The following is a 14,500-nucleotide window of genomic DNA, read 5'->3' as shown; positions in this document are numbered from 1 at the left end:
CGCGACCCGCACCCGGACACACCTCGGGGGCGGCGATCAGATCGCCGCCCCCGAAAATCGCTCAGGTGGTGAACCACCACCGGCTGGCGGGGCCAGAGCGGTGTACCACCGCTCTGCGTAGCTAAGTGCCCGTCAGAACCGGTCCACAAACTGTGAGTCAAGCCACTCCCGGAACCGTACGACGGTGTCGCCGTCGGTCGTCGGCCAGTCGAACTGTCCGGTCATCGCGAGCACGCCGACGACGATCGCGCCGAGCCCGAGGACCAGCCCGATCAGCGCGTCGGTCCGGCCGGCGATGTGTCGCCGAGCGGTGGCGGAGATGCCGCCGATGGCGAGCAGCAGGGCGAGTGCGCCCAGCCCGATGCCGTAGCCGGCGAGGGTGCCGGTGAGTACGAAGCCGGCGGCGGCCATGCCGACGATCAGACTGAGCGTGGCGAGGAGGCTGGCCCGGGGGCGCGGGCCGGCCGGCGCCACGGGAGCCTCCGGACGGCGGTCCGGCTCGGGCGTGCGGTCGGTGTCGGCCGTGCGGTCGGTGTCGGCCGTGCGGTCGGTGTCGGCCGTGCGGTCGGGGCCCGCCGCATGGTCGGCGCCGGTCGTGCCCGAGGGGGCGGCCGGGTCCGGGACGCGGTGCGCGTCGGCCGCGCGGGCGTCACCGCGGGTCTCGTCGGTCCGGGTCTCGTCGGTCCGGGTCTGGTCGGTCCCGCCGACGGTGGCCGGCGCGTCGGTCGCGCTCCCGCCCCGGTGCGTCGTCGGGCCGTCGTCCCGCTCGGGGCGGGCGGTTCCGGTGGCGTCCTCGGTGCGGGCGTGTCTGCCCTCGGTGCCCTCGGCGTCGTTGGTGACCGGCCGCACGTCCTGCGCGTCGACCTGGCCGTCGCGGCTCTCGTCCCGGGCCGCCGCGGTAGCCGGGCGGCGCGTGAGTGAAGGAATCCTGACCACAACACACCTCCTGATTTCTGCGCGGTGCCGTCTCGGGTTGGCGCTACGCATGAGTTTCGATCGGTGTACCCCGATGCGCGAATCGGTACACCTCGGGCCGGGCCGGACGGTGTGCCATTTTCCGGGTGGACGCCATCGGCGACCGCCGTCACCCGGCGTCGGTCGCCTCGCGGGCCGGGTGCCGGGGCGGCCACCCCGATGCCCGGGCGGCACCGCCGGGGCGTAGCCTTCCGCACCGTCCGGGGTGCACGGAGATGCAAGGGGAAAGCCATGGTTCTTCAGCAGGGCGAGTCCCCTGTGGAGCAGGCGGAGCGGTTGGCCGGGAACGCCGGCACCGCCGCCGGCGAGACCTCCGGTGTGGACGGCGCCGACGCGTCCGGCCAGCCGGTGTCGGCGCCGGGGGCGCACGCCGGCTTCGGCGCGGTCGTCGTCGCCTTCGCGTTGATCGCGGCGGCTGGGGTGGGCTCGTGGGCGCTCTGGTCCAGCGGCGCCGGCGGAAAGACGATCCAGCCACCGGACACCCTCGCGGTCTTCGCCATGCTCATCGTCTTCGCGGCGGCGGTGGAGCGGATCCTGGAGCCGTTCGCCCGCTGGCTGCCCGGCCGGGGCGCCGAGGCGCTCCTGCACCGGTCCGAGACGGAGCTGGCGAACCTGTCCCGCCCGGCCACCGCGCAGGAGCGGGCCGCGGTCGACGCCGCCCGGCAGCGGGCCGACCGGGCCCGGGGCAACCGGACCATCGTGACCTGGGCGATCGCCACGGCCGTCGCCACCCTCGCTTCCACGGCGGGCGGGTTCTACCTCCTGCACGCGATCGCCGGCCCGGAGTGGGACGGCCTGCCGGTCTGGATCGACGGGATCGTCACCGGGATCATGGTCGGCAGCGGCACCAAGCCCCTGCACGACATCATCAACCGGATCCAGAACGGCGGACGCTAGTACAGCGCCGGGGCCTCGGGCGTCGCGGCGGGGTTGACCGGCGAGACGCCGGCCATGCCGGAGCCTGTCGCCGGGGCCCTGTGCCGGCCGGCCGCGACGACAGCGCATGATCGTTGCCATGCCTGAACCCCGGCCCACCGCGAGCGTCGCCCGGAGCACGGCGGTCGCGGTCGCGACCGGGCTCAACTACGGATACTTCGGCGCCGCGATGGCCGGCGCGCAGCTCTTCCTCACCCCGCAACTCCGGCTCGACACCACCGAGCAGGGCAGCCTCTTCGCCGTGCCGATCGTCGGCATGATCCTCGGCACGCTCCTCGCCGGCCGGCTGGTGGCGGTGCTCGGGCGCAAACGCACGCTCCTGGGCATGGCGGTCGGCGCCGCGGTGCTGGCCGCCGCGTCGCCGCTCGTCGCGCACCTGCTCTGGTTGAACGCGACCCGCTGGCTGCTCGGGCTCGCGATGGGGGTGACCAGTGTGGTCGTACCCATCTTCATCGCCGAGTCGGCGCCGACCGCCACCCGTGGCCGGATCGCGGTCATGCACCAGGTGGCCACCGTGGCGGGCATCGTCGGCGCCTTCCTGACGGCGTACCTGCTCGCCGAGAGCGGCCAGTGGCGGATCATGCTGGGACTCTCGGCCGTGCTCAGCGTCCTGGTCGTCGTGCTGCTGGTCCCGGCACCGGAGACCCCGCACGGCCTGGCGGTCCGGCGGGACCGCACGGCACCGCCGGCGGGGGCCGTCGGCCAGCCCGGCGCGCTGCGGGAGCTGTTCGGCCCCCGGTACCGGTCGGTCACCCTGTTCGTGATCGTGCTGGGCGCGCTGGTGCAGCTCACCGGCATCAGCGCGGTCGGCAACTTCAGCCCGCGCATCTTCGAGGGGATGGGGTACCGCGGCTCCTTCTCGCTGCTGGTACTGCCGGCCCTGGTCCAGCTCGCCGGCCTGGTCGCGGCGCTCTGCTCGGCCGTCGCGGTGGACCGGCTCGGCCGGCGGGCCACCCTGCTGACCGGTACCGCCGTGATGGCGGTCGGGCACGGGCTCCTGGTGGCCGCGTTCGCGCTCGAATCGGTCGACGGCTGGGGCACGGGTCTCGGCTTCGCCGGCCTGCTGCTCTTCACGATGGGCTTCAACGCCGGGCTGGGCGCGCTGGTCTGGGTCTACGCGTCGGAGGGGTACAGCGACCGCCTGCGCGGCGCCGGCGCCTCCGCGCTGCTGGTGCCGAACCTCACCGCCAACTTCCTGCTGGCGCAGTTCTTCCTGGGCGCGCTGACCGGGCTCGGCGGGGTCACCACGTTCGCGACGCTGCTGAGCATCACCGTGCTGACCTGGGTCTTCCTCTTCCTCTTCGCACCGGAGACAAAGGACCGCGACCTCGCGGAGATCCACGCGTACTGGCAGAACGGGCGCCGGTGGCCGGACGAGGTAATGAGTGGGTCCGTCACCCGTTGATCGGTAGCCTGGGCCTGTGCCCCCACAGGTCCCGCATCCCGAACCTGGCGCTCCGGACCTGCGGGGACCGCTCTGGTACATCTGGTGGCTGGTCCGCTGCCAGCCGTGGCGGGTGCTGCGCGGCGGCCTCGTCGGCACGGCCTGGATGGTCGGCCTCACCGCCCGGCCCTACCTGGTCGCCCGCGCCATCGACGACGGGCTGCGGGCCCGCGACAGCCGCGCCCTACTGCTCTGGGTCACCGCGGTCGTCGTCGCCGGGGCGGGGCTGGCCTACCTGGGCATCATGCGACACCGCACCATGACCTTCGTCCGGGAGGACGCGAGCGCCCGCTCGGCCGAGGTGCTGCTGCGGCAGCTCTCCCGGATCGGCGCGGTGCTGCCCCGCCGGCTCGCCGCCGGGGAGGTCGCCACGGTCGGCGGCTCCGACATCTCCTACACCTCAGCGGTGCTGACGATGACCGGCCCGGGAGTGGGTGCGGTGATCGCGTACGCGGTCGTCGCCGTCGTACTGTGGTCGGTCTCTCCACTGCTGGCGCTCTGCGTGCTGCTCGGCGTGCCCGCGATCGCCGTCGTGATCGGGCCGCTGCTGCGCCGGCTGGAACGGGCCGAATCCGTCTACCGGCAGGAGCAGGGCGCCCTGACCACCCGCGCGGGGGACATCGTCGCCGGGCTGCGGGTGCTCGCCGGGGTCGGCGGGCGGGGACTGTTCGCCCGCCGGTACGCGGCCCGGTCGCAGGCACTGCGCACCGAGGGGTACCGGGTCGGCGCGGTCAACAGTTGGATCGAGGCGCTCACCATCACCATTCCCGGCCTCTTCCTCGCCGCCGTGGTGTGGCTCGCGGCGCGGATGGCGGCCGACGGCGACATCACGATCGGGCAGATGGTCGCGGTCTACGGGTACGTGGCGGTACTCATCGTGCCGGTCTGGTTCCTGCTGGAGGGCAGCTACCAGGTGATCCGGGGTCGGGTCGCGGCCCGCCGGATCGTCGCCCTGCTCCGCCTCACCCCGGACGACGTCGGCGGCACCGACCGGCCGGCCCGGGCGGCCCCGGACCGGCCCGCCGAGTTGCACGATCCGGCGACCGGCCTGACCGTGCCCGACGGCCGGCTGGTCGTGGTCGCCGCCGACGACCCGGCCGAGGCCATCGTGTTGGCCGACCGGCTCGGCCGGTTCGTCGCCAGCGACGTGACCTGGGGCGGAGTGCCGTTGACCCGGATCCCGCTCGCCGAGGTACGCGCCCGGATCCTCGTCGCCGACCACGACTCCTACCTCTTCGCCGGGACGCTGCGGGACATCCTCCGGGTCCGGGCGGGCGTCGGCGACGCGCGGATCAGGACGGCACTGCGGGCCGCCTCGGCCGAGGACGTCGCGGACGCGTTGCCCGAGGGGCTCGGCACCCCGATCGGGGCCCGGGCCCGTACGCTCTCCGGCGGCCAGCGGCAGCGGGTACGCCTGGCGCGGGCGCTGCTCGCCGAACCGGAGGTGCTGGTCCTGCTCGACCCGACCTCGGCGGTGGACGCGCACACCGAGGCGCGGATCGCCGAGCGGCTGCGCGAGGCGCGGGCCGGTCGCACCACCGTCGTGCTGGCCACCTCGCCGCTGCTGCTCGGCCGCGCCGACCGGGTCGCGCATCTGCGGGCGGGCCGGATCGTCGCCACCGGCACCCACGCCGAGCTGCTGGAACGGGACCCGGGCTACCGGGCGCTGGTCAACCGCGACGGCGATCCCGCCGACGCCGACGGGCACACCGACGCCGGCCGGTCCACCGAGGTCGAGGAGTCGCTGCGGTGACCGGGCTACCGGTGGCGGACCGCCGCGTCGTACGCCGGGCGATGCTCGACGTCGTCGCCCGGGACCGCCGGGCGGTCGCCGTCATGCTGGTGCTGCACGCCGCCGCGGCGGTGGCCGGGCTCGCCGGCCCATGGCTGCTCGGGGTCATCGTGGACCGGGTCTCGGCCGGCGCGGGAGCCGCCGCGGTGGACCGGCTGGCGCTCGCGATCGGCGGCTGCGTCCTGGCGCAGGGCCTGCTCAGCAGGTACGCCCAGTACGCCGGCCACCGCTTCGGCGAGCGTGCCGTGGCCCGGCTGCGCGAGGAGTTCGTCCAGCGGACGCTGGCGCTGCCCGTCTCCGTCGTCGAACGCGCCGGCACCGGCGACCTCGCCACCCGCAGCTCGGTGGACGTGGCGACCGTCGGCACCACGGTCCGCGAGGTGGTGCCGGTCGTCATCATCGCCTCGGCACAGCTGACGCTGCTCTTCGGTGCGGTGTTCCTGCTGCACCCGGTCCTCGGCCTGGTCGCGCTCACCGGTCTGCCGTCGATCTACGCCGTGACCCGCTGGTACCTGCGCCGGGCCAGGACGGCGTACCTGGCCGAGGGGGCGGCGACCGCCGAGCTGACCGAGGCGTTGACCACGACGGCGGAGGGTGCCCGTACCGTCGAGGCGTTCCGCCTCGCCGACGAGCGCATCGGGCACGGGACCGGGCGGATCGCCCGGGTCTGGGCGACCCGGCGGGCGACGCTGGGGCTGCGGACGGTCTACTTCCCGGTGGTGGAGGGGAGCTACGCGGTGCCGGTCGCCGCGGTACTGCTCGTCGGTGGTCTCTGTCTCGACAACGGCCTGGTCACCCTCGGCGAGGTGGTCGCCGCCGCGCTCTACCTCCAGCAGGCGATCGAGCCGCTGGACCGGCTGCTCCAGTGGATGGAGCAGGCGCAGCGCGGGCTCGCCTCGTTCGCCCGGGTGCTCGGCGTCGGCCAGGTGCCGCCGGAGCCCCGCGGCCGCGCGTCCGCGCCGGCCGGCGAGCGGCTCGTGGTCCGCGGCGCCCGGTTCGGGTACGCCGGCGGCCCGGACGTGCTGCACGGCATCGACCTGGAGGTACGCCCCGGCGAGCGGCTGGCCGTCGTCGGCCCGTCGGGCGCCGGGAAGTCCACGCTGGCCCGGCTGCTGGCCGGGATCGACGCGCCACGCGAGGGCGAGGTGCGGCTCGGCGGCTGCCCGGTCACCGACCTCGACCCGGCCGAGCGCCGCCGCCGGATCGCCCTGGTGACCCAGGAGCACCACGTCTTCATCGGCTCGCTGCGCGACAATCTCGGCTTCGCCGCGCCGGACGCCTCCGACGAGCAGATGCGTTCCGCGCTGGCCGCCGTCGGCGCCGACTGGTACGCCGAACTGCCCGACGGCCTCGACACCGAGCTCGGGGACGGGGCCAGGGCGCTCGACCCGGCCGACGCCCAGCAGTTGGCGCTGGCCCGGCTGGTCCTCGCCGACCCGCACACGCTGATCCTGGACGAGGCGACCGCCGCGCTCGACCCGACCACCGCCCGGCGTACCGAACGGGCGCTCGGCTCGGTGCTGACCGGTCGTACCGTGATCGCCATCGCGCACCGGCTCAACACGGCGCACGACGCGGACCGGGTGGCGGTGCTGGAGGAGGGCCGGATCACCGAGCTCGGCAGCCATGACGAGCTGATCCGGGCCGGTGGCGCGTACGCCGCCCTCTGGCGTTCCTGGCACGGGTCGTGACCGGGGACGCCCAGCTCCGCGCGGCGCCTATGCTTGGCAACCATGCCCGAGGGTCACACCGTGCACCGCCTGGCGGCCCGGCACGCCGCGCTCTTCGCCGGTGACAAGGTGCGGGCGACCAGCCCGCAGGGGCGGTTCGCCGAGGGCGCCGCGCTGCTCTCCGGCAGCGTGCTGACCGACACCGAGGCGTACGGGAAGCACCTGCTGCACCACTACGCGGACGGCCACACCCTGCACGTGCACCTCGGGCTGTACGGGAAGTTCGCCGACGGCGAGGGCGAACCACCGCCGCCCGTCGGGCAGGTCCGGCTGCGGCTGGCCAGCGACCGGCACTGGCTGGACCTGCGCGGCCCGACCGCCTGCGAACTGCTCTCCCCGCCCGAGGTCGACGCGCTCCGGGACCGGCTCGGCGCCGATCCGCTGCGCGCCGACGCCGAACCGTCGGCCGCGTACCAGCGGATCCGGCGCAGTCCGACCCCGCTCTTCGCGCTCCTGCTCGACCAGTCGATCGTCGCCGGCACCGGGCTGATCTTCGTGACCGAGGCGCTGTTCCGGGCCGGCCTGCCCCCGATCACTCCCGGGCGCGAGCTGACCCCGGAGGGCTGGGAGCGGATCTGGGCCGACCTGCGGGAGTTGATGGGCACGGCGGTCGCGGCCGGCCGGATCGACACGGTGCACGCCGAACACCTGCCCGAGGCGATGGGCCGGCCGCCCCGGGTCGACCGGCACGGCGGAGAGGTATACGTCTACCGCCGGGCCGCCCAGCCCTGCCATGTCTGCGGCGCCGGGATCCTCCGCGCTGACATGGTCGGCCGCAACTCGTACTGGTGTCCCACCTGCCAGCCGGCCCGCCGCGCCAGCCGGGGCCGGCGGACGGGCCGTACCCCGAAGGCCTGAGCCGGCCCGCCGCTCGCCCGGCACCCGGCGGTCAGGGGGTGACCCGGCGGATGGTCAGGAACCCGGCGCCCGCCAGGACCAGGGCGATCACCGCCGGCCAGCCGGCGAAGACCAGCGCCGTCGGCTGGTCGGCCAGCCAGTTCCAGATGGTGCCCCAGCCGCGTTGCCAGCTCAGCAGTACGGCGCCGCCGCCGAGTACCACCACACCGGCGGCGGTCAGCCCGTACATCCCGTTGAGCCCCCACCGCTTGTAGTACAGGGCGATGAAGATGCCCAGGAAGTTCAGCAGGACGAACGGCGCCGCGTAGACCGCGACCTGCAACAGCGGGTTGTCCTGGTCGATGAAGCCGAAGCCGAAGAACCGCATGGACAGCCCCCAGCCGTCGGTCGCGCGCTCGACGAGGTTGGCGAGGAAGAGCATCACCCCGAAGACGACCGCCTGGACGAGCACCAGCACCGTGATCGCCGCGTAGAAGGTGCGCCGGAGCACGCTCATCGCGAGGGTGAACGGGAAGAGCTGGGTGATCCAGTTGATGCTCTGGATGAACATCATGATGTAGATCGATATCACCGCGCCGGTCTTCGGCCCACCCTCGATGTCGCCGCCGATGGCGGCGAAGAGCGCGTAGTTGAGGGCGAAGATCAGGGCGAGCAGCAGCAGCGGCCAGCCGAGGGTGGCCTGCCAGCCGACGAGTTGGACCCGGATCACGGTGTGGAGGCGGCTCATCGGTGGACGTCCTTCCCGGGATCGGTGGCCTCGGCCGGCTCGGCCTGCCGGTCGGTGGGTCGGGCCCGCTGGATGGTGGGCTCGGCCCGGATGGCGGGCTCGGCCCGCTGGGTGGTGAGCCGGATGACGACGTCCTGCAGGGAGACCGGTTCTAGGTCCAGGCCCAGCGCCTTGGCGCGGGTGCGCTCCGCCGGCCCGAAGGTGCCGCGCAGGGTCGCCCGGGCGTACCGGCCGAGGCGTTCGCGGTGCAGCTCCTGGTTGGTGCTGGCCAGCTCGTTGACCGCGGTCACCGGGCCGGCGACCGTGATGACCTCGCCGCGCAGCGCCTCGGCCGTGCTGTCCAGCAGGACGCGCCCCTGGTCGAGCAGGAGCACGTGTTCGATCAGCTCGCTGACCTCGTCGATGAGGTGGGTGGAGAGCACGACCGTACGCGGGTTCTCGGTGTAGTCGCTGAGCAGGTGATCGTAGAAGAGGTGCCGGGCGACGGCGTCCAGCCCGAGGTACGGCTCGTCGAAGAGGGTCAGCGGAGCCCGGGAGGCGAGCCCGATGACGATGCCGAGCATCGAGTGCATGCCCCGGGAGAGTTTCCGGACGTGTCGGCCGGGCGGCAGGCGGAAGTCGGCCAGCAGGGTCTGCGCGAAGTCCTCGTCCCAGCCGGGGAAGAGCAGCCGCGCCGCCTGGAGCGCGTGGCGCACCCTGAAGTGCTGCGGGTACGTCTGACTCTCCTTGATGAAGCAGACCCGGGAGAGCACGCCCTCGTTCTCGTACGGATGCTGGCCGAAGACCGTCAGCTCGCCGGCGCTGGCGAAGCCCTGGCCGGTCAGGATCTGCATCAGCGTCGTCTTGCCGGCACCGTTGCGGCCGAGCAGGCCGTGGATGGCGTTCTCCTCCAGCGAGAAGCTGACCCGGTCCAGGGCGGTGACGTCCCGGAACCGCTTGGAGACGTCCCGGGCGGTCACGACCGCGGTCATCGTCCCTCCTCCCAACTGTCGATCATGCGTTTGAGGTCGTCGGCGTCGATGCCGAGTTTGTGCGCCTCGGTGAGCAGCGGGTGCAGGTACTGCTGGGCGAACTCCTCGCGTCGGCGGCTCCGCAGCGTCGCGCGGGCGCCGGTGGCGACGAACATGCCGATACCTCGCTTCTTGTAGAGAATCCCGTCGTCGACGAGCTGGTTGACGCCCTTGCCCGCAGTGGCCGGGTTGATCCGGTGGAAGGCGGCGAGTTCGTTGGTGGAGGGCACCTGCCCCTCCTCGGGCAGGGTGCCGTCGATGATCGAGTTCTCGATCAGCTCCGCGATCTGGAGGAAGATCGGCCGACCGTCCTCCATCAGCCGGGCCCGCCCCGCGGACGCTGCTTAGTGGGTTGGTTACTCATGTAACTAACCATGCAACCGCGGCGGCCGGCTGTCAAGCTCGCCCGGCTGGGGTGCGCGGACAAGATCCGCGTTATCTCTTCGGCGGGCGCGCGCAAGATCCGCGTGATCAGGGAGCTGTTAACGCGGCGCGCCGACGACACGCCCGAACTGGTCCCTGATCACGCGGATCAGGTGCGGCCGGGCCGCGGGTCAGCGCACCGCCGCGGCGGCCCTGCGGGCCGCGACCAGGACCGGGTCCCAGACCGGGGAGTACGGCGGCGCGTAGCCGAGGTCGAGGTTGGCCATCTCCGCCACCGTCATCTTGTTCCACACCGCGACGGCGAGCACGTCGATCCGCTTGGCCGCCTCGGAGCGGCCGACGATCTGCGCCCCGAGCAGCCGGCCGGTGTGCCGCTCGGCGACGAGCTTGACGGTCATCTTCTCCGCGCCGGGAAAGTAGCCGGCACGGCTGGTCGACTCCACCTTCGCGGTGACGAACTCGAACCCGGCCGCCGTCGCGTCCCGCTCCCGCAGCCCGGTACGCCCCACCTCCAGATTGCAGACCCGGGTCACGGCGGTGCCGACGACCCCGGTGAAGGTGGCGTACCCGCCGCCGATGTTGATGCCGGCCACCCGGCCCTGCTTGTTGGCGTGGGTGCCGAGCGGGATGTGCACCATCTGACCCGAGACCAGGTGTACCGACTCGACGCAGTCGCCGGCCGCCCAGACGCCGGGCACCCCCACCACCCGCATGCCCAGATCGACCCGGATCGCCCCGGTCAGCCCGAGCGGCAGCCCCGCCTCGGCGGCGAGCTTGGTGTTGGGGCGTACCCCGAGGCCCAGCACCACGATGTCGGCCGGCAGCGACCCCTCGTCGGTGTGCACGGCGGCGACCCGGCCGTCCCGGCTCTCCAACCCGGTCACCGTGACGCCGCTGCGCACGTCCAGACCGAGCCCGCACAGCGCCTGGCGGACCAGCGCACCCATGTCCGGGTCGACCGTGGACATCGGCTCCGGACTCCGTTCGACCAGGGTGACCGAGAGGCCGCGCTGGATCAGCGCCTCGGCCATCTCCACCCCGATGTAGCCACCGCCGATCACCACCGCCCGACGCGGCCGGGGCTCGCCCTCCAGCCAGGCCAGCAGCGAGGCGCCGTCGTCCAGGGTCTGTACCCCGAAGATTCCGGCCGTGTCGGTCCGGGCCCAGTCGGGCGTGATCGGCACCGCGCCGGCCGCGTACACGAGCTGGTCGAAGCGCTCCCGGACCTCGCGCCCGCCGTCGTCCCAGGCGCGGGCGACGACCTCCCGCCGGTCCAGGTCGATCGCCACCACCTCGTGCCGCAGCCGTACGTCGATGTGGTGCTCGGTGCGGAACGTCTCGGGATCCCGGCTGATCAGGTCGGCCTGGTTGTCGATCAGCCCGCCCACCCAGTACGGGATCCCGCAGGCCGAGTACGACGTGAAGTGCCCCCGCTCGAAGGCCACGATCTCCAGATCGTCCGGCCCCCGCCGGCGGCGGGCCTGGGAGGCCGCGGACATTCCCGCCGCGTCCCCGCCGATGACCACCAACCGCTCTGTCACGCCGCACCGTCCCCGTTGGAGTTCCGCGTTGCCGACCGGTTCAGCCCCTGGTCTGCTGTGCCAGGTCGTCGAGCACGTCGGCCAGTTCACCCCGGCGGGCGTAGACGGCGCGTTGCCGGGCGGCCCCGGTGCCCCGGGTGTGCATCCGGCCCAGCAGCGAGGTGACCAGGGCGAGGTCGCCGTGCCGCTCCAGGGCCGGGCGCAACCGGTCGAAGAGCCGGCGCATCAGGTGCCAGGCCGGGCGGAGCCCACCGCCCAGCGGGTCGACGGCCAGCCCCTCCAGCCCGTCGTGCGCGGCCCGCCAGTGTGCGGCGGTCAACAGGTGGTGGCCCACCTGCAGGGCCGGCCGGCCGGCGTGGATGTCGGTCAGCGCGGTGTCGACGAGCGCGCGGGCCAGCGCGGCGAGCAGGATCGTGTCGTCCAGGCTCGGGCAGACGTCGCCGATCCGGATCTCCACGGTGGGGTAGCGCGACGACAACCGGGCGTACCAGTAGAGCATCCCCTCGTCGAGCATCATCCCGCTGTCGATCAGCTCCTGGATCGACCGCTCGTACTGGGCGTGCGACTCCAGCCAGGGGGTGGGGGCGACCGACGGCCAGCGCTCCCACAGCACCGAGCGCCAGCTCGCGTAGCCGGTGTCCACCCCCTCGTAGAACGGGGAGTTCGCGGTCGCTGCCTGGAGCAGGGGCAGCCAGGGCCGCAGGTGGTTGAGCACCTGCACGGCGATCTCTTGGTCGGCCACCCCGACGTGCACGTGCATGCCGTTGACCCCGGGACCGGGCACCAGCAGCCGGTAGCGCTCGATCATCCGGTGGAACCGGGGGTTGTCCACCACCGGCGGCACCGGGCCGGCCACCGGGCCGGTGCCGACCGCCAGCACCCGTACCCCGGCCGCGTCGGCGGCCTCGGCGAGTCCGGTCCGGAGCAGGCCCAGCGAGTGCCGCAGGCCGCCCAGATCCAGGCCGGGCGGTGTGCCGATCTCGATCTGGCTGGTCTGGAGTTCGCGCTGTACCTGCCCGCGCAGCTCGTCGGGGACCTCGGCCAGCACCGCCTCGATGGCCGGTGTCGCCGCCCCGGTCGCCGGATCGACGAGCAGGAACTCCTCCTCGATCCCGACCGTGAGCAGGTCCTTGCCGACGTCCGTCACCGGTCGTTCCGGGGCGGCCAGTCCGCCGCTCATCACGATCACCACCCGCCGCTGTCGTGGCCGCGCCGTCCTCTGACGCGTCGCCGGTCGGTCACCGGTGGACCGGCAGCCGATTTCCGCCTTACCCCCAGTGTCGGCCCTGGGAAACCCGCTGGACGGTCATTACCGACAAGCGGGGCAGAAACCGGCTCGACTTCCGTCCCGCACCCGACAGCGGGACGGGCGGCCGGACAACACGTCCGGGCGGGGCCGAGGCATAGACTGAGGAAGATCCGTGCGGGGAGGCTAACGGGTGCGTTTCGGGATCCTGGGTCCGCTTGAGATCCACTCGGTCCACGGCCCGGTGCGGTTGGGTTCCGGCCGCCAGCGGGCGTTGCTCGCCACCCTCCTGCTCCATCCGTGCCGGGCCGTGGGGGTGGACGAACTGGTCGAGGCCATCTGGGACCTGGCCCCGCCGGTGAATCCCCGGGCCGCCGTGCACACCTTCGTGGCCCGGCTGCGCAGGAGCATCGAGGCCGGCCCGGAGCCGGCCCGGATCGACCGGCAGGTGGGCGGCTACCGGCTGACGGTCGGCCCGGACGACGTCGACCTCGGCCGGTTCGAGACGCTGCTCCGGCGGGCCGAGGCGGCGCGGGAGCGCGCCGGGCCGGAGGAGGAGCGGGCCGCGCTGCGGGCGGCGCTCGTGCTGTGGCGGGGTGACCCCCTGGTCGACGTCAGCTCGGAGTACCTGCACCGAGAGGTCGTTCCCGGGCTGGTCGAGCTGCGGCTGGCGGCGCTGGAACGCCGCATCGACCTCGACCTGCGGGCCCCGGCCGGCCACCCGGCCCTCGTCGCCGAGCTACGCGGGCTGACCGCCCGGCACCCGTTCCGGGAGCGGTTCTGGGTGCAGCTCATGCTCGGGTTGACCCTCTGCGACCGGCGCAGCGAGGCGTTCGCCGTCTACCGGGAAATCCGGCGGCGCCTGCGGGAGGAGTTGGGCGTCGATCCCGGTGAGGAGATGCAACGGGTCCACCTGGCTCTGCTGCGCGGTGAACCGGCGCCGACCGGTACCGAGCACGGCGCCCCGGCCGGGCCGGTCGCGGCGGCTCCGCCCGGGGCATCGTGGACCAGCTCCTGCCAGCTGCCGCTGGACGTCGGGGACTTCGTGGGCCGTGGCGCGGAGCTGGAGCAGCTTCTCGACGAGCTACGACGACCGCACGGTGGTGGGCCGCCGGTGGTGGCGATCACCGGGCCGCCGGGCGTGGGCAAGTCCGCCCTGGCGCTCCGGGTGGCCCACGAGCTACGACCCGACTTCCCGGACGGCCAGTGGTACGTCCGGCTGCACGGCGCGGGGCCCGACCGGCGGGATCCGGCGCACGTCCTGGCCGAGTTGCTGCGTACCGCCGGGGTGGATCCGGCCGGCCGGCCGGACGACCCGGACGAGCGGGCCGCGCTGCTGCGGTCCCGGCTCGCGGACCGGCGGGTGCTGCTGCTGCTCGACGACGCCGCCGACGCCGCGCAGGTGGCGCCGTTGCTCCCCGGCCGGCCGGGCTGTGCGGTCCTGGTCACCAGCCGGTCCGACCTCGGCGGTCTGACCGCGCTGTACGGCGGCCGGCGGCTGACGCTCGGCCTGCTCGTGCCGCGGGAGGCCCACGACCTGCTCCGCCGGATCGTCGGCCCGGACCAGCTGCGCCTGCGGGAAGCCACCGAGCTGGCCGACCTCTGCGGCAGGCTGCCGCTCGCGCTCCGGATCGTGGCGGCGAACCTGGCCGGACGGCCCTCGTTGAGCCCCGAGCGGTACGTGGCGCAGCTCGGCGCCGGGGACCGGCTGGCCAAGCTCTCCGCCGACGGCGAGCAGAGCCTGGCGGTGCGGTCGGCGTTCGACCTCTCCTACACCGGGTCGGATCCGGCGCAACGGCGGGCTTTCCGGCTGCTCGGGCTGGTGCCCGGGCCGGACGTGTCGGTACCGGGCGCGGC

12 protein-coding genes are annotated in these 14,500 nt (G+C 73.9%); 6 read left to right on the top strand and 6 right to left on the bottom strand.

Translation table 11 applies throughout. The annotated features are described in order from the left end of the window. Positions 1-132 precede the first annotated feature (132 nt). Positions 133-936, bottom strand: a complete 804-nt coding sequence (locus ACQEUR_RS16560) for a thrombospondin (RefSeq protein ID WP_433031449.1) — start codon at positions 934-936, stop codon at positions 133-135. Between the two features lie 270 nt (positions 937-1,206). On the opposite strand from ACQEUR_RS16560, the gene ACQEUR_RS16555 reads away from it, so the two are divergent. The 5 genes from ACQEUR_RS16555 (at position 1,207) to ACQEUR_RS16535 (ending at position 7,735) form a co-directional block, all read left to right on the top strand. Beyond that, the gene (locus ACQEUR_RS16555) at positions 1,207-1,872 is read left to right on the top strand and encodes a hypothetical protein (protein WP_433031446.1); all 666 of its coding nucleotides are present in this window, start codon (positions 1,207-1,209) and stop codon (positions 1,870-1,872) included. Between the two features lie 118 nt (positions 1,873-1,990). Beyond that, complete coding sequence (locus ACQEUR_RS16550; RefSeq protein WP_433031443.1) at positions 1,991-3,316, top strand: MFS transporter; 1,326 nt, start codon at positions 1,991-1,993, stop codon at positions 3,314-3,316. Between the two features lie 16 nt (positions 3,317-3,332). Continuing rightward, positions 3,333-5,108, top strand: a complete 1,776-nt coding sequence (locus ACQEUR_RS16545; RefSeq protein ID WP_433031440.1) for an ABC transporter ATP-binding protein — start codon at positions 3,333-3,335, stop codon at positions 5,106-5,108. Between the two features lie 41 nt (positions 5,109-5,149). Further along, on the top strand, positions 5,150-6,838 hold the full coding sequence (locus ACQEUR_RS16540) for an ABC transporter ATP-binding protein (protein WP_433031711.1): 1,689 nt from the start codon (positions 5,150-5,152) through the stop codon (positions 6,836-6,838). A gap of 42 nt (positions 6,839-6,880) precedes the next feature. Then, complete coding sequence (locus ACQEUR_RS16535) at positions 6,881-7,735, top strand: Fpg/Nei family DNA glycosylase (protein ID WP_433031437.1); 855 nt, start codon at positions 6,881-6,883, stop codon at positions 7,733-7,735. Between the two features lie 31 nt (positions 7,736-7,766). Here ACQEUR_RS16535 and ACQEUR_RS16530 read toward each other — a convergent pair whose 3' ends face one another. From ACQEUR_RS16530 to ACQEUR_RS16510, 5 genes are all read right to left on the bottom strand, one after another. Next, positions 7,767-8,462, bottom strand: a complete 696-nt coding sequence (locus ACQEUR_RS16530; protein WP_433031434.1) for an ABC transporter permease — start codon at positions 8,460-8,462, stop codon at positions 7,767-7,769. Beyond that, a complete protein-coding gene (locus tag ACQEUR_RS16525; RefSeq protein WP_433031431.1) occupies positions 8,459-9,433 on the bottom strand; it encodes an ABC transporter ATP-binding protein in 975 nt (324 codons plus the stop codon). Before ACQEUR_RS16525 ends, ACQEUR_RS16530 begins: the two co-directional genes overlap by 4 nt. Beyond that, the gene (locus tag ACQEUR_RS16520; protein ID WP_433031428.1) at positions 9,430-9,789 is read right to left on the bottom strand and encodes a GntR family transcriptional regulator; all 360 of its coding nucleotides are present in this window, start codon (positions 9,787-9,789) and stop codon (positions 9,430-9,432) included. Before ACQEUR_RS16520 ends, ACQEUR_RS16525 begins: the two co-directional genes overlap by 4 nt. A gap of 237 nt (positions 9,790-10,026) precedes the next feature. Beyond that, a complete protein-coding gene (locus ACQEUR_RS16515) occupies positions 10,027-11,397 on the bottom strand; it encodes an FAD-dependent oxidoreductase (RefSeq protein WP_433031425.1) in 1,371 nt (456 codons plus the stop codon). Between the two features lie 40 nt (positions 11,398-11,437). Then, complete coding sequence (locus ACQEUR_RS16510; RefSeq protein ID WP_433031422.1) at positions 11,438-12,577, bottom strand: carboxylate-amine ligase; 1,140 nt, start codon at positions 12,575-12,577, stop codon at positions 11,438-11,440. A gap of 259 nt (positions 12,578-12,836) precedes the next feature. Between ACQEUR_RS16510 and ACQEUR_RS16505 the strand changes: the two genes are divergently transcribed. Beyond that, the coding region (locus tag ACQEUR_RS16505; RefSeq protein WP_433031420.1) for a BTAD domain-containing putative transcriptional regulator at positions 12,837-14,500 on the top strand (1,664 nt) is incomplete at its 3' end.

Source organism: Plantactinospora sp. CA-290183 (genome assembly GCF_050936375.1).
Taxonomy (GTDB): Bacteria; Actinomycetota; Actinomycetes; order Mycobacteriales; family Micromonosporaceae; genus Plantactinospora.
This window is presented reverse-complemented; position numbering and strand designations above follow the sequence as displayed.

What these genes read in the sequence shown, in the direction of transcription:
- ACQEUR_RS16555 (WP_433031446.1), top strand. Translation starts at nt 1,207, where the DNA reads ATGGTTCTTCAGCAGGGCGAGTCCCCTGTGGAGCAGGCGGAGCGGTTG.
- ACQEUR_RS16550 (WP_433031443.1), top strand. Translation starts at nt 1,991, where the DNA reads ATGCCTGAACCCCGGCCCACCGCGAGCGTCGCCCGGAGCACGGCGGTC.
- ACQEUR_RS16540 (WP_433031711.1), top strand. Translation starts at nt 5,150, where the DNA reads ATGCTCGACGTCGTCGCCCGGGACCGCCGGGCGGTCGCCGTCATGCTG.
- ACQEUR_RS16535 (WP_433031437.1), top strand. Translation starts at nt 6,881, where the DNA reads ATGCCCGAGGGTCACACCGTGCACCGCCTGGCGGCCCGGCACGCCGCG.
- ACQEUR_RS16530 (WP_433031434.1), bottom strand. Translation starts at nt 8,462, where the DNA reads ATGAGCCGCCTCCACACCGTGATCCGGGTCCAACTCGTCGGCTGGCAG.
- ACQEUR_RS16525 (WP_433031431.1), bottom strand. Translation starts at nt 9,433, where the DNA reads ATGACCGCGGTCGTGACCGCCCGGGACGTCTCCAAGCGGTTCCGGGAC.
- ACQEUR_RS16520 (WP_433031428.1), bottom strand. Translation starts at nt 9,789, where the DNA reads ATGGAGGACGGTCGGCCGATCTTCCTCCAGATCGCGGAGCTGATCGAG.
- ACQEUR_RS16510 (WP_433031422.1), bottom strand. Translation starts at nt 12,577, where the DNA reads ATGAGCGGCGGACTGGCCGCCCCGGAACGACCGGTGACGGACGTCGGC.